At 48.7% G+C, this 18,232-nt stretch carries 16 protein-coding genes; 3 read left to right on the top strand and 13 right to left on the bottom strand.

The window, feature by feature from the left end:
• Window positions 1-19: 19 nt before the first annotated feature.
• A complete protein-coding gene (locus tag HH301_RS09085) occupies window positions 20-1,072 on the top strand; it encodes a Leu/Phe/Val dehydrogenase (RefSeq protein ID WP_169568583.1) in 1,053 nt (350 codons plus the stop codon).
• 11 nt (window positions 1,073-1,083) lie between these two features.
• Here the strand turns inward: HH301_RS09085 and HH301_RS09080 are convergent, their stop codons facing one another.
• The 4 genes from HH301_RS09080 to HH301_RS09065 are packed head-to-tail and all read right to left on the bottom strand — an operon-like array spanning window position 1,084 to window position 4,903.
• Entirely contained in the window at window positions 1,084-1,968 is an 885-nt protein-coding gene (locus HH301_RS09080; RefSeq protein ID WP_169568582.1) for a lysophospholipid acyltransferase family protein, read from the bottom strand.
• Window positions 1,961-2,944 carry a tetraacyldisaccharide 4'-kinase gene (gene lpxK, locus HH301_RS09075; protein ID WP_169568581.1) on the bottom strand — a complete coding sequence of 328 codons (984 nt, stop codon included), beginning with the start codon at window positions 2,942-2,944 and terminating at the stop codon, window positions 1,961-1,963. The genes HH301_RS09080 and lpxK overlap by 8 nt, the downstream gene beginning before the upstream one ends.
• On the bottom strand, window positions 2,941-4,215 hold the full coding sequence (locus HH301_RS09070; protein ID WP_206378242.1) for a 3-deoxy-D-manno-octulosonic acid transferase: 1,275 nt from the start codon (window positions 4,213-4,215) through the stop codon (window positions 2,941-2,943). The genes lpxK and HH301_RS09070 overlap by 4 nt, the downstream gene beginning before the upstream one ends.
• Before the next feature lies 1 nt (window position 4,216).
• Window positions 4,217-4,903: a lysophospholipid acyltransferase family protein gene (locus HH301_RS09065; RefSeq protein WP_169568579.1), complete on the bottom strand. Its 687-nt coding sequence runs from the start codon at window positions 4,901-4,903 to the stop codon at window positions 4,217-4,219.
• A 217-nt stretch (window positions 4,904-5,120) separates the two neighbouring features.
• Here HH301_RS09065 and HH301_RS09060 point away from each other — a divergent pair, with 217 nt between their 5' ends.
• Entirely contained in the window at window positions 5,121-7,187 is a 2,067-nt protein-coding gene (locus HH301_RS09060; protein WP_169568578.1) for a molybdopterin-dependent oxidoreductase, read from the top strand.
• An 8-nt stretch (window positions 7,188-7,195) separates the two neighbouring features.
• On the opposite strand, the gene HH301_RS09055 is transcribed toward HH301_RS09060, so the two are convergent.
• From HH301_RS09055 to HH301_RS09035, 5 genes are read right to left on the bottom strand one after another with little or no spacing between them, the layout of a single operon-like run.
• On the bottom strand, window positions 7,196-7,630 hold the full coding sequence (locus tag HH301_RS09055) for a DUF1489 family protein (protein WP_169568577.1): 435 nt from the start codon (window positions 7,628-7,630) through the stop codon (window positions 7,196-7,198).
• 28 nt (window positions 7,631-7,658) lie between these two features.
• The gene (locus tag HH301_RS09050; protein ID WP_169568576.1) at window positions 7,659-8,570 is read right to left on the bottom strand and encodes a hydroxymethylglutaryl-CoA lyase; all 912 of its coding nucleotides are present in this window, start codon (window positions 8,568-8,570) and stop codon (window positions 7,659-7,661) included.
• A 3-nt stretch (window positions 8,571-8,573) separates the two neighbouring features.
• Window positions 8,574-10,592, bottom strand: coding sequence for an acetyl-CoA carboxylase biotin carboxylase subunit (locus HH301_RS09045; protein ID WP_169568575.1), 2,019 nt, complete (start codon window positions 10,590-10,592; stop codon window positions 8,574-8,576).
• An 18-nt stretch (window positions 10,593-10,610) separates the two neighbouring features.
• The gene (locus HH301_RS09040) at window positions 10,611-11,405 is read right to left on the bottom strand and encodes an enoyl-CoA hydratase-related protein (protein ID WP_169568574.1); all 795 of its coding nucleotides are present in this window, start codon (window positions 11,403-11,405) and stop codon (window positions 10,611-10,613) included.
• Window positions 11,406-11,414: 9 nt separating this feature from the next.
• Window positions 11,415-13,022: a carboxyl transferase domain-containing protein gene (locus tag HH301_RS09035; RefSeq protein ID WP_169568573.1), complete on the bottom strand. Its 1,608-nt coding sequence runs from the start codon at window positions 13,020-13,022 to the stop codon at window positions 11,415-11,417.
• Window positions 13,023-13,171: 149 nt separating this feature from the next.
• Between HH301_RS09035 and HH301_RS09030 the strand changes: the two genes are divergently transcribed.
• The gene (locus HH301_RS09030; protein WP_169568572.1) at window positions 13,172-13,954 is read left to right on the top strand and encodes an SDR family NAD(P)-dependent oxidoreductase; all 783 of its coding nucleotides are present in this window, start codon (window positions 13,172-13,174) and stop codon (window positions 13,952-13,954) included.
• A gap of 54 nt (window positions 13,955-14,008) precedes the next feature.
• Here HH301_RS09030 and HH301_RS09025 read toward each other — a convergent pair whose 3' ends face one another.
• The 4 genes from HH301_RS09025 to HH301_RS09010 are packed head-to-tail and all read right to left on the bottom strand — an operon-like array spanning window position 14,009 to window position 18,216.
• Window positions 14,009-14,620: a 2-hydroxychromene-2-carboxylate isomerase gene (locus HH301_RS09025; protein ID WP_169568571.1), complete on the bottom strand. Its 612-nt coding sequence runs from the start codon at window positions 14,618-14,620 to the stop codon at window positions 14,009-14,011.
• 26 nt (window positions 14,621-14,646) lie between these two features.
• Window positions 14,647-15,780: an acyl-CoA dehydrogenase family protein gene (locus HH301_RS09020; RefSeq protein WP_169568570.1), complete on the bottom strand. Its 1,134-nt coding sequence runs from the start codon at window positions 15,778-15,780 to the stop codon at window positions 14,647-14,649.
• Between the two features lie 28 nt (window positions 15,781-15,808).
• The gene (locus tag HH301_RS09015; protein ID WP_169568569.1) at window positions 15,809-16,996 is read right to left on the bottom strand and encodes an acetyl-CoA C-acyltransferase; all 1,188 of its coding nucleotides are present in this window, start codon (window positions 16,994-16,996) and stop codon (window positions 15,809-15,811) included.
• Window positions 16,997-17,043: 47 nt separating this feature from the next.
• Window positions 17,044-18,216 carry an isovaleryl-CoA dehydrogenase gene (locus HH301_RS09010; protein ID WP_169568568.1) on the bottom strand — a complete coding sequence of 391 codons (1,173 nt, stop codon included), beginning with the start codon at window positions 18,214-18,216 and terminating at the stop codon, window positions 17,044-17,046.
• Between the last annotated feature and the right edge of the window lie 16 nt (window positions 18,217-18,232).

The raw sequence follows: 18,232 nt of genomic DNA, 5'->3' as shown, positions 1-18,232 counted from the left end.
GAGAACGGAGGTATATTTCATGACTATTTTCAGCAATCCAGAATTTGATAATCACGAGACCGTTCTCTTTTTTAAAGACCCCAAAACCGGTTTAAAGGCCATTATTGCCATCCACGATACAACTTTAGGCCCTGCTCTTGGCGGTACCCGCATGTGGAACTATGGAAGCGAAGAAGAAGCGCTCACAGACGTCCTTCGCCTCTCCCGCGGAATGACTTATAAATCTTCACTCACCGGCCTCAATCTGGGAGGTGGTAAGTCAGTCATTATTGGCGATGCAAAAACACAAAAATCCCCTGAACTGTTTCGTGCATTTGGTGAAGCGGTTGGTCGGCTTAACGGCAATTATATTGCTGCTGAAGATGTTGGGACCTCTGTTGAGGATCTGGAATATGCTCGTCAGTCAACGTCCTATATCGCCGGAATTAGCGAAGGAGGAGCCGGTGACCCCTCCCCAGCTACGTCTTGGGGCGTCTTTAACGGCCTGAAAGCGGCGGCAAAATATGGCTTGAATGCAACCGACCTCAAAGGCGTGAGGGTTGCCGTTCAGGGACTTGGCCACGTAGGTTACGGACTTTGCAAACATCTACGGGAAGCTGGCGCAGAACTAATCGTCACAGACATCTATGATCAAATGGTACAAAAAGCGGTCGCCGAGTTTGATGCCAAGGCAGTAAAGCCAGAGGAAATCATTCAGCAAGACGTTGATATTTTTGCCCCCTGTGCTCTTGGTGCTGTTCTTAACGATGAAACAATCCCAGAGCTCAAAGCCAAGATAATTGCTGGTGCTGCAAATAATCAGCTTGCAGAAGATCGCCATGGCCAGATTTTGAGAGACAAGGGAATTCTATATGCGCCTGATTATGTGATCAATGCAGGTGGTATTATCCTAATCAGTCATGAAGGTCCCACGTTTAACCGTGACAAAGCGATGAAGCAAGTTGCCGAAATTCATGACACTCTGCTGAATATTTTTACGCGTGCTGATCGAGAGAACCGGCCAACCCACGAGATCGCTTACCAAATGGCCCGTGAGAGAATAGAAAATACCCGCCTCAAAATGGCGAGTTAAGAGGTAAAACTTTAGCCCCAACGGTTGTGAACCCAAAACCAGTGATCCGGTTTCTCCCGGATCCAGTTTTCGTAAATTTGATTTATTCGTGTGAGAAAGTTCACAACATTCTCTTCGGAGGTTCCTTCCGTTGGCGCAAAAATCGCCTCGTAAATTTCAACGCGAATTTTACCAGTATCGTCTCGTTCTGCCCGAACAGGATATACTGGCAATCCAGATCGACATGCAATATCAGCAATTGCAGTAGCCGTTTTCGCCTCTTTTCCAAAGAATGGAACAGCTAAGCCATTGTTCTGCTTCTGATCATTCAGTAGCGCCACAGGACGATTTTCCTTCAACGCTTTCAAGATAGACCGAGCTCCAGATTTTCCTTTTGGAATGAATTGGTAGCCTACTCCCGCCCGCTCCTTCTGGAAGTACGCCTCAACAAGAGGGTTATTCGCCGCTCTGTAAACAATATTCACATCTACATTACAGTATTTACCGGCCAGAGCTGTTGCCTCCCAAGGGCCATAATGGGCTGTCACGAAAAGAGCCGCTTGTCCGCTTTCAAGGAATTCATCCAAATACTCTTTTCCAACAAGTTCGACATCTTCGCTGGAAAATACGTAATCCCGCACAAACGGAATTTCAGCTGCATTCCGCCCCAGATTACCCCACATGCCTGAAAGAATTTCAGCTCTTTCTTCATTAGATATTTCTGGAAAAGCAAGCTTCAGGTTTTCGATTGCAGTCTGATGTGCGGAAAGAAGTGGTCCGACTTTTTGACCAAGCCACGCACCAAAATTTGAAGCTTTTCTTCGACCAAGCAAGCGAAAAACACCAAACAACCCGCGCATTAGAAGATATTCCAGCCAATACCGGACTTTTCGACTAAAAGTAATTTTTTTACGCATGTTCCCGGCTGCCTAGCTTCTCCAACAATAACTTCTGCAGCAAGGCAGGGCTTTCAAAGACAAGATCAATATCAAACACTGTTGTCATCATGCGAGCTTCAGGTGAAAGACGAACATAATCTTTCCTCGTTGTCACTAGAGCTGCATTATGTAGTGCCGCCCGCTCAACCAGGTTCATAATATCTTCTTGGCTATAGGCGTGATGATCTGCGAATTCAACGGTTTCAACCAGCTCAGCGCCGGCTTGGCGTAAACTTCTAAAAAACTTTTCAGGGCGCCCAATTCCAGCGAACGCAATTACCTTTTCCCCAACCAACTCAGACTGCAACTCATGGGGGACAACCCGTGCCTTGAATAAAGGTAACGTTCCGACATCTAGAGGCTGCTCCAAATCACCCTCAACCCAGACGGCAAAATCTGCTTTTTTCAAAGCCTCTGAAAAACGTTCCCGCAAAGGACCAGAAGGCATTAACCAGCCATTCCCTAAGCCATACCCTCCGTCAAGGACCAAGACCGTAATATCTTTTTCCAGTAGAGGGTTCTGCATACCATCATCCATAACAATGATTTCAGCTCCAGCTTCGATGGCAGCTTCTGCCCCAATCACCCTATCCCTGGAAATCCATGTTGGGGCAACAGTCGCCAGAAGGAGCGGCTCATCACCAACTTGATCTGCAGTGTGAACATCCAACACGACGCGCTCAGGCCCCGCAAGACTACCCCCATATCCACGAGAAAGAAAATGAACCTTCCAGCCAATCTGTTTCAAATATTCAGCGACAGCCATCGCAACAGGCGTTTTGCCTGCCCCGCCAGCGACAACGTTTCCAATACAGATTACTGGGACGGAAACTTTTTTAGACCTTTTACCTGTAAATCGGACACGGCTGGCAAATCCATAAATGAAACTGAGCGGGCTTAGAACAACCGGCCAGATAGAGTTTCTATTCGAATTCCAGAACTTTGGTGCCTTCACTTTTTATCTTTCCCAGAAAGCGATTTTTCAATTTCCATCACTAAGTGACCAAGCAACGCTTCACCGGTTTTAACAACCTCTACAGCTTTGATAGCCATCTCACCGCGCACTTTGATTTCACTAAATAGATACGCGAGCTGTTTAGTCAGTTGAACACCATCCTTGACCATAATGGCGCCCTCGTTTTCAAGAAGGTCAACTGCAATCTCCTCAAAATTACTCATATCAGGCCCAAATAGGATCGCACAATCAAGTCTTGCTGCCTCCAACGGATTTTGCCCACCTTTTGAAACAAGTGAGCCTCCGACAAAAACCACATCCACAAGCCGATAAAAAGTACCTAGCTCTCCAATCGTATCGGCAAGATAGAAATCTGTTGTTTCCGATATTGGCTCTTTCACTGACCGCTGAGCGACTTCAAAACCAGCCTCTTCGAGCTTACCACGAATTTCTTCGGCCCGTTCCGGATGACGAGGGACTATAATTGTAAGTAGGTTTTTAGTAACAGGTTTCAACGCCATATGGGTTGCCGCAATAATCGCTTCTTCACCTTTATGTGTACTTGCAGCCAGCCATACCTTGCGGTTAGATACCGCACGATTGAGTTCGTGATACTTGTCCTTTTGGAACGGAAGCGGCGGTGAGCAAAACTTTAAGTTGCCCAATGTTTCAACATCTTTTGCCCCCAAATATTCCAGCCGATCAGCCGTCAATTGGGTCTGTGCATGGATATAACCAAATCTCTTCAGCAGAGTTTTGATAAGGCCTCCCGTTTTTCGCCAGGTACTGAATGAACTTGCGGTCATCCTTGCATTCAGAAGCAGCATGGGAATTTTGCGCTTACTGGTTTCCGTAATCAAGTTGGGCCAGATCTCTGACTCAAGCCATATAGCGACTTGAGGGTTCCAGTAATTCAAAAACTTGCTAACGGCTTCCTTGGTATCGATAGGAATAAATTGATGAAAAGCCCCTGTAGGGAGCCGGTCTTCCATTAATCTAGCAGATGTCACGGAACCTGTAGTCAATAGAACAGACCGATTACTATTTCTTGCCAGAAGGACCCTGATCAAAGGAAGAGAGGATACTGCCTCGCCAACAGAGGCGGCATGAATCCATATTAGTTCTCCACTGGGTCTTGAGCGCGAAGGCTCACCAAAGCGCTCTTCAAATCGTTTGGGGTCTTCCTTTCCATCTTTTAATCGCTTCTTTAGATGCGACTTAATCATTGGTGCGGCAACTGTCAGAGCCATATTATAAAGAGCCATATACATTTTAACTTACCACGCGCTCTTCCTGCTTTTCTATGGAGGCAGGCTCTACAGGAGTTAGACCACAAAGCCGATCACTTTCCTGCGTTACAAAATTCAAACTGTCTTCAATCTGTTTTTTGGCGAGTTCAAAACTGCCATTTTCATCTTTGCGCGGGACATAAATAGGATCGCCCCAAACCAGCACCCCTTTCCCAAAAGGTGCGGCCAAAGCAAACCGATCCCAGCTAGATAAATGTTTGGTTCTGGTTGTCGCAAAGCTGACGGGAATAACTGGAACACCACTCATGGCGGCAATTCCAACAACGCCGTCTTGCGCATGCATCCGTGGCCCCCGTGGACCATCTGGAGTAATCACAGCTATTCTATTCCGTTTTAACAGCTTCAACATCTCCTTCAAGGCCGGTACACCGCCCTTGGATGAGGACCCCCTGATACTATCTACACCAAGGTATTTGACAGTTCTTGCAATGAGCTCGCCATCACCATGCTGAGAAATCATGACGGTAAGTCTGGCATAAGAGGGAATTAGTTCAGCCATCAAGAACAAACGGCCGTGCCAAAAAGCCATGAGAAAGGGTTTGCCCTCTTTCATATACTGGTTTGGAATCTCCCCGTTGATTACTTTCCATCGGACAGATTTATGAACAAACCAGATATAGGCCGCCGCCAATCGGGTGATGACCGACATCGCAAACTTACTTTTCAGAATTTTCTTCAATTTTGAAACGGACCTATTTCGACTTTTACTTCCTGAATATTGCAGGTTGGATATATCCTGCTGCTTTAATCTCTGCCAGTTATTTATGCATCCCGTGCCGTGATCACCATTTGTTATATTGCCGCAAGATGGATAAATCACTAACCTTGTCACAAATTCTTTCCCATTCAACTCGTTGGGACAAAAAATGTCTGCTGAGCCAAACCCCCAAATCCTTCCGTCCTCATGCCCCCATGATTGCCCGTCCACTTGTTCTCTGGAAATTGAGAAACTTGGGCCACAGCAAATTGGCAGAGTGAGAGGAGCCGAAGAGAATACTTATACCGCCGGAGTAATTTGCGCCAAAGTAGCTCGCTATGCTGAACGGACCCACCATCCGGATCGACTGATGCACCCCCTAAAACGTGTTGGAAAAAAAGGGGAAGAAAAATGGGAACGCATTAGCTGGGAGGATGCTTTAGATACTGTCGCTGAGAAGTTTCTTGAAGCCGAGAGAAAATATGGTCCTGAGACTGTCTGGCCATATTATTATGCCGGCACCATGGGTATGGTCCAGCGCGACAGCATTGAACGCCTTCGCCACGTCAAAGGTTATTCAGGTCAAGATTCTACCATCTGCATTAACCTTGCCAGGGCTGGCTGGAAAGCTGGCGTTGGCGTTTACAGGGGAAGTGATCCCCGAGAGATGGCAAAATCTGATCTTGTTGTTATTTGGGGCACAAACGCCGTTCATACCCAGATCAACGTGATGACCCATGCCACCCGCGCCCGAAAAGAGCGGGGAGCAAAAATTGTGGTTATAGATCCCTACAAAAATGCGACGGCTCTGGCAGGCGATCTTCATCTGATGCTTCGCCCAGGAACAGATGGTGCGCTTGCACTAGCAGTGATGCATATATTGTTTCGTGATGACATGGCGGATCGAGAATATCTTGCACAATATACCCGCGATGCAGAAAAATTTGAAGAACACCTGCAATCAAAAACCCCAGAATGGGCCGCAGAAATTACAGGTCTTTCCGTCTCGGATATTACCGAATTCGCCCATATGATTGGAAAAACGCCACGGACTTTTCTGCGTCTGGGCTATGGGTTTTCCAGAAGCCGTAACGGAGCCGTCAATATGCATGCTGCGACCTGCATTGCTGCCGTGACAGGTGCTTGGAAACATGAAGGCGGCGGCGCTTTTCATACCAATGGAGCCATTTTTCATTGGGACAAGACTTTGATTGAGGGGCTGGACGTCAAAAAAGCGTCGACCCGTATGCTGGACCAATCCAGAATTGGACCTGTTTTGACCGGGGACCCAAAAGACATCGGTGATGGCCCGCCTGTGACCGCAATGCTGATCCAGAACACAAACCCCATGGACGTTGCACCAGAGCTCGCCAAAGTCCACGCGGGCTTTGCCAGAGAGGATCTCTTTGTCTGTGTCCATGAGCAGTTCATGACTGAAACCGCAAAGATGGCAGATATCGTTTTACCTGCGACAACCTTTGTTGAGCATGATGATTTTTACCAGGGTGGCGGTCACAGCCATATTTCTCTTGGCCTTAAAGTTATTGAGCCTCTTGGAGAGTGTCGGTCTAACCATGAGGTTATTTCAGAGCTCGCCAAACGGCTCGGAGCAGAACATGAAGGATTTAATCTTACTTCCCGAGAGTTGATTGAAAGAACTCTGAAAGATTCTGGCTGGCCTGATATCAAGACTATCTCGAATAAGAACTGGATTGATGTTCAGGTCCCCTTTGAAGATGCCCATTTCCTAAACGGGTTTGGTCATAGCGATGGTAAATTCCATTTTGCCGCTGATTGGTCAGGGGTTGGAAAAGACTTCGAGGGCATGCCAAGTTTGCCTGACCATTGGGACGTTATCCAAAAAGCTGATGAAACCCACCCTTATCGGCTGGTAACAGCGCCGGCTCGCAACTTTTTGAATACATCCTTCACGGCAACCCCCTCCTCTCTCAAGCGTGAGAAGAAACCGACAGTCCTGCTACATAGCACCGATGCGAAGACCATCGGCGTTCAAAGCGACGAAATTGTACGGATGGGGAACCAACAAGGTTCATTGTTGATCCATGTGGAAGTGTTTGATGGGCTTCAACCCGGAACCGTCGTTGTAGAAGGGATTTGGCCGAACAAATATTTCATAGAAAAAGTTGGCATCAATCTTTTGGTCAGTGCAGACAGGGCAAAACCGAACGGCGGAGCTGCATTTCATGATACAGCTGTCTGGATCAGACCGTCCTGATCCAGCACCTAGAGCAGTCCAAGCTCCCGAAGCTCAGCAGCCATTTCAGGTGACAGTTCGCCTTCACTGTCTTCATCACCGTTCGCCTCTTCGACGATATCACGAAGATCTCGTGGAGCGTCTTTTGCTTCAAGATATCGCCATCCTTGATGTGGGCCTCGAGCGACGAGCTCAGTTTCAACCAGTTCCTTGTCCAACACCAAACCACATTTCTCGCCATCTGTATCGTAGAGACGCTCAAGCTCAACGATCCGTTGTCGAACGGCAATATGACCTTTGATAATCCAGTAGAGAGAGCCCCCATCTAAGAGCTCTTCCTCCCGCTGAGGCCTTTGTTTGGTAACATGGCAAATTGGGCCCGCGATCAACCGGCGCTCCTGAGCTCTCCGAAGTTGCTCGATAGACGAGATCCCAACGCATACTTTCACAAGATGTACTGTCATAACTGGTAACTAGTCCATATGCCGTATCTTAGTCCAGCTTATTTTTCAGGGCTTTAGCAACACTGGAGACAGGCGCACGATCAAGATAATCAGAAATGAACCAGGCTGTCTTGATCAATTTCGTCAAATCGAGACCACTATCAATCCCCATACCCTCTAACATATATACAACATCTTCAGTTGCAACATTGCCTGTCGCACCAGGCGCATAAGGACAGCCCCCCAGGCCCGCAACAGAACTGTCAATCTTGGTCACGCCAACTTGAAGTGCCGCATGAATATTGGCAAGGGCTTGCCCATAGGTGTCATGAAAATGAATGCCAATCGCTTCTAATGGAATGACTTTCGCCACGGCCTCTAACACCTCAACGGTTTTTCTTGGCGTTCCCACACCGATCGTATCGGCAATAGAAATTTCATAGGCCCCCATGTCATAAAGTTTTTTTGACACCTCAGCGACCGCGGCTGGTGTAATTTCCTCACCAAACGGACTTCCAAGGGAGCAAGAAACACTTGCTTTGAAGGGTATTCCATCCTTCTTTGCCTCTGCTACGACAGGCGCAAATCGATCCAAACTTTCAGCAATAGAACAATTGATGTTTCTTTGATTAAACGCCTCAGATGCCGCAGTGAAAATTAGGATCTCGTCCGCACCAGAGTTCCTAGCCCCCTCGTACCCCTTCATGTTTGGAGTTAACACACTATAGGAAACATTCTGCTTTCTCTCAATTTCAGACATGACATCAGCGGTGTCCGCCATCTGGGGAACCCATTTTGGTGAAACAAAACTTCCAGTTTCAATAGCTGTCACACCTGCATCAACCAGACGCTCTATCAACTCAACTTTAATATTTGTCGGGATTTGCGTCTTTTCATTCTGTAAGCCATCTCTGGCCCCAACTTCAAAAATTCGGACCTTATCAGGATAGTCAAACGACATCTTTTAGTCCTCTTCCGCGTCTATTTGGATAAGCAGGGTTCCCTCATCCACCTGATCACCAGTTTCAAAGAAAATTTCTGCGACGGTTCCGTCGGCCCCGGCTGATAATGTATGCTCCATTTTCATGGCCTCCATCACCATCAATGGATCGCCCTTGGCAACTTTGGCGCCAGCTGAAACATTGACCTGAATAATCTTACCTGGCATTGGAGCCATGATAGCACCTGCACCACCTTCGTCACCGGTTCCGTCAAAATCAGTGATGACCCGCTTCACATCGATCTGATACCCACCCTGAATAACAATTAGCCGTTCACCGTCTTCAACAACAGAAGCCGTGACGGCATGGCCATCAACGACAGCGCGCAAGGATCCGTCACCCTGCAACTCAGCGCGCGCATTCAGCTCTTGTCCACCTACTTTGATGAGGAAGGCATCATCCAGGCAGGAAACCGTAATGACTTCCTCTTCACCCTGACGTTCAAAAACGTAGTCGAGATGCGCAATATCATTCAAACGCCAGGCTGTTGCCTCATTCCATGGCGAATAGGGATCACTGCTAAGCGCAGCAGAAGCCACGTTTTCCTGAGTTGCTTTCAAGACAAGATGCAAAACGGCGAGAGTCAAATGTAAGTCAGATGCTACTGCTTTTTCTGGAACAAGATCATTCCTGAATCGTTCAATAAAAGACGTATCCAGATCCTTTTCAGCAAAGGCTGAATGGGTCGCAACTTTCTTCAAAAACTCAAGGTTTGTTGTCAAACCCGCCACCTGATAATCTGATAGCGCATTTTGAAGCTTGCGAAGCGCCGCATCACGATCTGGACCCCAAACAATCAGTTTTGCAATCATTGGATCATAAAAAGGGGTTACCGAGTCTCCTTCTAGAACTCCAGTATCAACACGAACACCATTTTCCTCAAGCGGAGGCCGCAGCCTGAGAAGTGGACCTGTTGCCGGCAGGAAGTCATTATGCGGGTCCTCTGCATAGAGACGAGCTTCCAAAGCGTGCCCTGAAATCTTCAACTGATCTTGCTCAAGCGGCAGTTCACCACCATTGGCGACAACCAGCTGCCATTCGACCAGGTCCTGACCGGTGATCATCTCTGTAACGGGGTGCTCCACTTGAAGTCGGGTATTCATTTCCATGAAATAGAAGCCGTCTTCGTTCAGACCTTCCGAAACGTCAGCAATAAATTCAACGGTTCCTGCGCCTACATATCCGATTGCTTTTGCAGCGGCGACGGCCGCGGCACCCATAGCTGCCCGCATATTTTCAGGCATGTCAGGTGCAGGTGCTTCTTCAATCACTTTCTGGTGACGACGCTGCAAGGAACAATCGCGCTCAAATAGATGCACTACATTCCCGTGCGTATCAGCGAAAACTTGGATTTCGATGTGCCTTGGCTTTGTGAGAAACTTCTCTATCAAAACCCGCTCGTCACCGAAGGCGTTAGCAGCCTCACGTTTGGCGCCTTCCAATGCAGAAGGAAACTCCTTGGCACTATCTACCCGGCGCATACCTTTACCGCCACCGCCGGCAACAGCCTTGATCAGAACCGGATAGCCAATTCGCTCGGCTTCTTTTGCTAGCAAATCGGCATCCTGATTATCTCCATGATATCCCGGCACCACAGGAACACCCGCCTCTTCCATCATGGCTTTGGCGGCGTCTTTCAGTCCCATTGCTCGAATGGCATCTGCAGGAGGCCCGACAAATGTCACGCCGGCAGCCTGACACTTTTCAGCAAAGCCCGCATTTTCAGAAAGAAATCCGTAACCGGGGTGAATTGCTTCTGCCCCTGTCAGCTTGGCAACCTTCAGGATCTTATCTGCCTTCAGGTAGCTTTCCCCAACTTCTGCAGGCCCTAGCAGAACTGCTTCATCCGCCATATTTACGTGACGAGCAGCAGCATCCGCTTCCGAATAAACAGCAACGGTACGCACGCCTAGTTTCTTAGCAGTTTCAATGACGCGGCAGGCAATTTCACCACGATTGGCAATTAGTATTTTTTCAAACACGTTTCTATCACCTATACTCTAGCTTGTTTTCCAGGAAGGTTTACGTTTCTCAAAGAAGGCTGAAATTCCTTCCTTAGCCTCTTCCGTCGCTCGGCGGCTTGCAATCCTGTCCGCAGTTTCATTGATCAACTCTTGCTCGATCGGACGATCAGCAACCGTGTAAATCAAATCCTTTGAATCAGCCATGGCCCCTGGCGCATTACCCATAATTTGAGCAATCAGCTCATCTCTGACATGCGCTAGATCATGAACATCCTCAACCAGTTCATGAAGCAATCCCAGTCGATAAGCCGTTTCAGCATCGAAAACCTCAGCTGTCTGGAAATAGCGGCGAGATGCCCGTATCCCAATTGCCTCAACAACATAGGGCGAAATGACAGCAGGCAGCAGACCAAGTTTTACTTCTGACAAACAGAATTTTGCCGCTTTCACACCTACCGCAATATCACAGGCAGCAACGAGACCAAGGCCTCCGCCATAAGCAGCCCCCTGCACCAATGCTATAGTCGGTTTTGGAATATCCTGGAGATTTTTCAGCATGCGACCTAATAAAAGAGCATCTTCACGGTTATCCTCTTCCGTAAAACCAGCTGCCCGCTTCATCCAGTTCAGGTCTGCCCCAGCGCAATAGCTTTTGCCTGCGGCGGCGACAACAACGGCCCGAACGCCTTCCTGATGTCCGAGATCTTCAAACATGTCCCCAAGCCGCTCAATTAGCTCCTCATCAAAAGCATTATGAACTTCTGGCCGGTTCAGGGTAACGGTTGCAATGCCGTCAGTTGAAAAATGGAGTACTGCAGATTCTTCACTCATAATCTTTCCTTACATTCTGAATAGGCCAAACTTAGTTGGTTCAATTGGAGCGTTAAGGGACGCAGATATCGCTAAACCGAGAACACGCCTGCTATCGGCGGGATCCAGAATTCCATCGTCCCACAAGCGGGCACTCGAGAAATAGGGATGCCCTTCTTTTTCATATTGAGCCTGGACGGGGGCTTTAAATGCAGCCTCTTCCTCAGCGCTCCAGGTTTCCCCGCGCGCCTCCATGCCATCCCGTTTAACTGTCGCGAGTACAGAAGCCGCCTGCTCCCCACCCATCACAGAAATCCGTGAGTTTGGCCACATCCAGAGCATCCGAGGGCTATATGCACGACCACACATACCATAGTTGCCGGCACCGAATGATCCCCCAAAGATCATTGTAAACTTCGGAACTTTAGCCGTTGCTACAGCCGTGACCAATTTGGCCCCGTCCTTGGCTATTCCGCCACTTTCGTATTTCTGGCCCACCATGAAGCCTGTGATATTCTGCAAGAAGACCAACGGAATATTCCGCTGACAACAGAGCTCAATAAAATGAGCTCCTTTCACAGCGGACTCTGAAAACAAAATTCCGTTATTAGCAACAATGCCTACCGGATAGCCATGGATATGGGCAAATCCAGTTACCAAGGAGGTTCCGTAGAGTTTCTTGAATTCATCAAATTCTGAACCATCCACAATCCGGGCAATTACCTCACGGACATCAAACGGCTGACGCGTGTCCCGTGGGATCAAGCCATACAATTCTCTTGCATCGTAAAGTGGGTCCAGTGGTTTCCGAATATCCAGCGGCATCGGCTTTGGCCTGTTGAGTGTCGCCACAACATTCCGCGCAATTTCCAAAGCGTGAAGGTCGTTTTCCGCATAGTGATCGGTCACACCAGAAGTTCTGGAATGCACATCCGCCCCGCCAAGATCTTCAGCAGAGACGATTTCACCAGTCGCCGCCTTCACAAGCGGAGGTCCAGCCAAGAAGATCGTTCCCTGATTTCGAACAATGATACTTTCATCAGACATCGCTGGCACATAAGCACCGCCCGCCGTGCAGGAGCCCATCACAACAGCGATTTGCGGAATACCCTTTGCCGACATATTCGCCTGATTATAAAAAATGCGGCCAAAATGCTCGCGATCTGGAAACACGTCCTGTTGATTTGGCAGGTTCGCCCCGCCGCTATCCACCAGATAAATGCAGGGAAGATTGTTCTGTTCAGCAACTTCCTGCGCCCGCAGATGCTTTTTTACCGTCATTGGGTAGTAGGTCCCGCCCTTAACCGTAGCATCATTACAAACAATAACGCATTCTCTACCTGAGACACGCCCAATACCGGTAATAATTCCAGCAGAGTTAATGTCTCCGCTATACATATCCCATGCAGCCATCTGACTAAACTCGAGGAAGGGAGAACCGGGATCCAGCAACTTGCGGACCCTTTCCCGCGGAAGTAACTTACCTCTGGAGAGGTGCTTCTCACGGGCACGTTCACCGCCGCCCTGCTTGATGATCGACACCTTCTCTTTCAGATCATCAACAAGGGACTGCATATGGGCCGCATTTGCCTTGTATTCATCACTACGCGTGTTGAGGTTACTTTTTAAAACAGGCATTTACGCATTCTTCCTTATGTAAAAAGATAGCAACGTTCAGACTCAAACGTCCAACAACTGCAGGTTAAACCAGTATCATTCTCTTGGCGGAAAAGCGAACGTATGATACGGCTACTTTCGAACAAGAATGAAAACAAAGGGAGCCAAAAATGGCCTATAAAGCATTTGATCTGACCGGCAAGGTCGCGCTCATTACGGGAGGTAACGGCGGAATTGGACTGGGGATGGCAAAAGCCATTGCCGAAGCCGGTGGAGATGTTTGCATTTGGGGAACCAACGCCGACAAAAACGCGGCGGCAGTTGATGAGCTGAAAACTTTTGGAACAAAAGTTGGCAGCCTTCTGTGTGATGTCAGTGACCAACAAGCTGTGAAAGACAGTTTTGCCAAAACGCTTGAAGATTTTGGTCGTGTTGACGGCTGCTTTGCGAATGCTGGTGTTTCCTCGAAAGGAAAACCGTTTTTGTCTATCACCGACGATGAATGGCAACGCATCATCAGCATTAATCTGGACGGTGCATTTTACACGATGCAGGAAGCTGCTCGTCACATGGTGGAGCGGGCTGAAAACGGGGATCCTGGTGGACGCCTTGTCGGAACTGCAAGCCTTGCGGCTGTCTCCGGTGCTGCCCGCAACGAACATTACGCCGCGACCAAAGGTGGCCTGATTTCCATGATCCGTGCCCTGTCCGTTGAGCTGGCCAGCAAAGGTATCACCGCAAACGCAATCCTGCCGGGCTGGATTGAAACCGCCATGACTGAGCCGTCCTTTAACTGGGACAAGTTTGCAGACAACGTCAAGCCACGCATTCCGGCCCGCCGTTGGGGCCAACCGGAAGACTTTGGCGGCATTGCTGTCTACATTATGTCGGGTGCCAGTTCCTATCATACAGGCGATACTTTCCTTATCGACGGCGGTTATTTCCTGTTCTAGGAATAACCAATAATTTCCGCTGGCCCGTAATATTCGGGCCAGCAGCTTTAGCGGTTAGCTTGCAGCCTTAAAAGCCAAATACTGGTCAATATGTGCGATCCGATCTGCCCCCCAGAAAACTTGATCACCTACCTTAAACCACGGCACACCAAAAGCACCACATTCAACAGCAGCTGTGGTGGCAGCGATAACCTCTGCCTTCGCATCCGCATCTTCTGCTGCTTCGGTAATTTCGCTTTCGTCAATTCCAAGGGACTTTGCCAGCTCGATCAAATGCTCTGGTGCTGTTACCTCTTTGCTTTCAGCCCAGACCCGTCGACAAACACCTTTTGCAAATTCCTTCGCCAATTCCGGATTTGAACGATTTATCCGATAAAAAGCCAAGCGAGCCAGTTTAGCATCAATCGGAAATACTGCTGGTTTCGCCATTGGCAAACCAGCCAGCTTCGCGGAACGGCCGCTATCCATATTAATGTAATTCATTTTCTGAGGGATTGAGCTTGGTCCAACATTCTCTGCACCAATGGCTTTCCAGACATGGCCAAGCGACATCGGCCGCCAAATGACTTCAGAGCCATGCTTTGCAGCTATCTCATCAATCTGATTTGCCGCGATATAAACATACGGCGATGAAAATTCGATAAAAAACTCAATTGGTAAGCTCATAATTCCCTCCTCTATTTTCTTGTTATTTATGCAGCAAGGCTTCTGGCGATTACCAGTTTTTGGATATCAGAAGTGCCTTCATAAATCTGGCACACACGGACATCCCGATAGATCTTCTCAACCGGGTAATCTGCGATATAGCCGTTTCCACCCAAAGTCTGGATTGCCGCTGAGCAAACCTCCTCCGCCATTTCAGAGGCAAAGAGCTTGGCCATGCTGGCTTCAGTCAAACAAGGCTCCCCCGCATCTTTTAAGCTTGCTGCGTGCAATACCATTTGCCGGGCCACCTCAATTTTTGTCGCCATATCGGCAAGGCGGAAACCAACGGCTTGATGATCAATAATCGCGGATCCGAATGAGTTACGCTCCTTGGCATAATCAACAGCATGCTTCAGTGCGGCGCTTGCCATCCCCACGCTTTGCGCCCCAATACCAATGCGGCCTGTTTCTAAATTCGCCAATGCAATCCGGTAGCCTGCTCCTTCTTCACCCAACATATTTTCAGCGGGTACCCGGACATCTTCAAATGCAATCTGACAAGTATCAGAGGCTTTTTGCCCAAGTTTATTTTCAACAGATGCAATTCGATAACCGGGTGTGTTTGTTGGCACAATAAAACAGCTAATTCCTCGCTTTCCCGCAGTCGGGTCGGTCACCGCAAAAACAAGAGCAACCCCACCGATTTTCCCCGAGGTAATAAACTGCTTGGTGCCATTAATGATATAGTCATCCCCATCACGAACGGCTTTGGTCTTTAACGCTGACGCGTCGGACCCTGCGTGTGGTTCAGTTAAACAAAAGGCGCCGATCATCTCCCCTTTTGCGAGAGGTGTCAGATACTTCTGCTTTTGCGCCTCTGTTCCATCCTTCAAGATCGCCGCACAACAAGGAGAGTTATTTACACTCATGACAGTCGAAATTGCCCCGTCCCCTCCAGCAATTTCCATAAGGGCTAATGCATAGGAAATAAAATCAGTTTCAGCTCCGCCGTAGGCTTCAGGAACCGTCATTCCCATTAATCCAAGGCTGCCCATTTCAGCAAAAACATCCTCGGGAACGGCAGCAGCTGCTTCCCAGGCAACGGTGTTAGGTGCCAGACGATTGGTGGCAAAATCTCTTGCCATGTCGCGCACCATTTTCTGTTCTTCAGTCAACAACATTCGACTATCCTCTCGTCTGGCCCGATCTTTAGTCCACCAATTCCAACGCCATGGCTGTGGCTTCACCGCCGCCAATACAAAGTGAAGCAACACCCCGTTTCTTTCCGTACTGCTTTAAGGCGTTCAGGAGTGTGACAACAATACGAGCACCGGATGCGCCAATAGGATGACCCAGCGCACAAGCGCCGCCATGAACATTTACTTTGTCATGATCAAGCCCAAGATCCTTGATTGCCGCCATAGCGACAACGGCAAAAGCTTCATTGATTTCAAATAGATCAACGTCATCTTTCGTCCAGGAAACTTTTTCCATGACTTTACGGATAGCGTCGATTGGCGCCATCGTAAATTCTGCCGGCTTGCGCGCATGGGTGGAGTGTGCAAGGAAGCGAGCAATTGGCTTCAAACCCCGTTTATCAGCTTCAGACTGTCGCATCATAACAAGCGCGGCGCCACCGTCAGAGATTGAGGAGGCATTGGCTGCAGTTACTGTCCCATCCTTTGCAAAAGCAGGGCGCAAGGTTGGGATCTTGTCTGGATCGCCTTTAATGGCCTGCTCATCATCCTTAATGACAAGTTCGCCTTTTCGGGTCTTGATCGTGACAGGTGCAATTTCATCGCGGAAGTTCCCACCTTCTGTTGCTTTTTTCGCCCGGTTCAGGGATTCAATAGCGTAAGCGTCCTGCTGTTCACGCGTGAACTGATAAAGTGTCGCTGTTTCTTCAGCGAAAGAGCCCATCAACCGGCCTTCTTCATAGGCATCCTCAAGACCATCAAGGAACATGTGATCCTTGACTTCACCATGCCCAAGGCGCATTCCACCGCGAGCTTTCGGAAGCAGGTATGGCGCATTCGTCATGCTTTCGAAGCCACCAGCAACCATCACGTTACAGCTACCCGCCGCAATCGCATCATGAGCATACATAGCAGCCCGCATTCCAGAACCGCACATCTTATTAACAGTAGTACAGCCTACATTTTCTGGAATACCTGCACCAAATGACGCTTGCCGCGCTGGTGCCTGCCCCAGACCTGCGGGAAGCACACACCCCATTACAACTTCATCAATGTCCGCGCCGGTCAATCCAGCACGGTCCATGGCTTCCTTAATTGCAACCGCGCCCAGTTCAGTCGCTTTTACGTTTCCCAGCTCTCCCTGAAATCCGCCCATGGGGGTCCGGGCCATTCCAACAATGACGATTGGATCATCGCTCATTTCAATATCTCCATTTTACTTCTTAAAACTGCGCCCAATTTCAGCAATTATGCCGTCTCGTTAAAGAGTTCGCGGCCGATAAGCATACGGCGAATTTCACTTGTACCTGCACCGATTTCATAGAGCTTCGCATCGCGGAGCAAACGGCCTGTTGGGTACTCATTGATGTAACCGTTTCCACCCAATGCCTGAATAGCCTCTAAAGCCATCCAGGTAGCCTTTTCAGCAGCATAAAGGATAACACCCGCTGCATCTTTTCGAGCAGTTTCACCTCGATCGCACGCCTTGGCAACAGTATACACATAGGCTTTACATGCGTTCATGGTGGAATACATATCGGCGATTTTACCTTGCATCAGCTGGAACTCACCAATTGGCTGACCAAACTGTTCCCGCTCATGGATGTAAGGAATAACAACATCCATGCAGGCATCCATAATTCCGAGTGGCCCTGCAGAAAGAACAACCCGCTCATAATCCAGACCGCTCATAAGAACCCTAACACCCTCGTTCAATGGACCAAGGATATTTTCTTCAGGCACTTCGCAATCTTCAAAAACCAACTCGCAGGTATTAGAGCCTCTCATCCCCAGCTTGTCGAGCTTTTGAGCCGTTGAGAAACCTTTAAAACCTTTCTCGATAATAAAGGCTGTAATCCCGCGTGGGCCTGCATCCGGTTCAGTCTTCGCATAGACAACCAACACATCTGCATCAGGTCCATTGGTAATCCAGAACTTGTTCCCATTCAGGATATATCGATCACCTTTTTTCTCGGCTTTCAGCTTCATGGAAACAACGTCAGAACCCGCACCTGGTTCACTCATGGCAAGAGAGCCGACATGTTCACCTGAAATCAGTTTCGGCAAGTATTTTTGTTTCTGGTCCTCTGTCCCGTTCCGACGGATCTGGTTCACACAGAGGTTGGAGTGCGCGCCGTAAGACAATCCAACAGATGCTGACGCCCGGCTGATTTCCTCCACAGCAATGCAATGTTCCAAATACCCAAGGCCAGCCCCGCCATATTCTTCCTCAACGGTAATCCCGAGCAGGCCCAGATCACCCATCTTCTGCCACAGGTCCATTGGAAATTCATTTTTTCGATCAATTTCAGCAGCTCTCGGGGCAATCTCATCTGCCGCAAAACTTTTGATTGTGTCTCGCAGCATATCTGCGGTTTCACCAAGATCGAAATTCAAACTGGGATAATGAGCTATAGACATTGAACTTCCTCTTCCT

The sequence above is a fragment of the Sneathiella limimaris genome, assembly GCF_012932565.1.
Lineage (GTDB): Bacteria > Pseudomonadota > Alphaproteobacteria > Sneathiellales > Sneathiellaceae > Sneathiella > Sneathiella limimaris.
The sequence above is the reverse complement of the archived record's forward strand: the minus strand, read 5'-3'. Positions and strand labels throughout refer to the sequence as shown.

Coding starts and splice junctions, on each gene's coding strand:
- HH301_RS09085 (WP_169568583.1), top strand. CDS start 20: ATGACTATTTTCAGCAATCCAGAATTTGATAATCACGAGACCGTTCTC.
- HH301_RS09080 (WP_169568582.1), bottom strand. CDS start 1,968: ATGCGTAAAAAAATTACTTTTAGTCGAAAAGTCCGGTATTGGCTGGAA.
- HH301_RS09070 (WP_206378242.1), bottom strand. CDS start 4,215: ATGTATATGGCTCTTTATAATATGGCTCTGACAGTTGCCGCACCAATG.
- HH301_RS09065 (WP_169568579.1), bottom strand. CDS start 4,903: ATGTCGGTCATCACCCGATTGGCGGCGGCCTATATCTGGTTTGTTCAT.
- HH301_RS09060 (WP_169568578.1), top strand. CDS start 5,121: ATGTCTGCTGAGCCAAACCCCCAAATCCTTCCGTCCTCATGCCCCCAT.
- HH301_RS09055 (WP_169568577.1), bottom strand. CDS start 7,630: ATGACAGTACATCTTGTGAAAGTATGCGTTGGGATCTCGTCTATCGAG.
- HH301_RS09050 (WP_169568576.1), bottom strand. CDS start 8,570: ATGTCGTTTGACTATCCTGATAAGGTCCGAATTTTTGAAGTTGGGGCC.
- HH301_RS09040 (WP_169568574.1), bottom strand. CDS start 11,405: ATGAGTGAAGAATCTGCAGTACTCCATTTTTCAACTGACGGCATTGCA.
- HH301_RS09035 (WP_169568573.1), bottom strand. CDS start 13,022: ATGCCTGTTTTAAAAAGTAACCTCAACACGCGTAGTGATGAATACAAG.
- HH301_RS09030 (WP_169568572.1), top strand. CDS start 13,172: ATGGCCTATAAAGCATTTGATCTGACCGGCAAGGTCGCGCTCATTACG.
- HH301_RS09025 (WP_169568571.1), bottom strand. CDS start 14,620: ATGAGCTTACCAATTGAGTTTTTTATCGAATTTTCATCGCCGTATGTT.
- HH301_RS09020 (WP_169568570.1), bottom strand. CDS start 15,780: ATGTTGTTGACTGAAGAACAGAAAATGGTGCGCGACATGGCAAGAGAT.
- HH301_RS09015 (WP_169568569.1), bottom strand. CDS start 16,996: ATGAGCGATGATCCAATCGTCATTGTTGGAATGGCCCGGACCCCCATG.
- HH301_RS09010 (WP_169568568.1), bottom strand. CDS start 18,216: ATGTCTATAGCTCATTATCCCAGTTTGAATTTCGATCTTGGTGAAACC.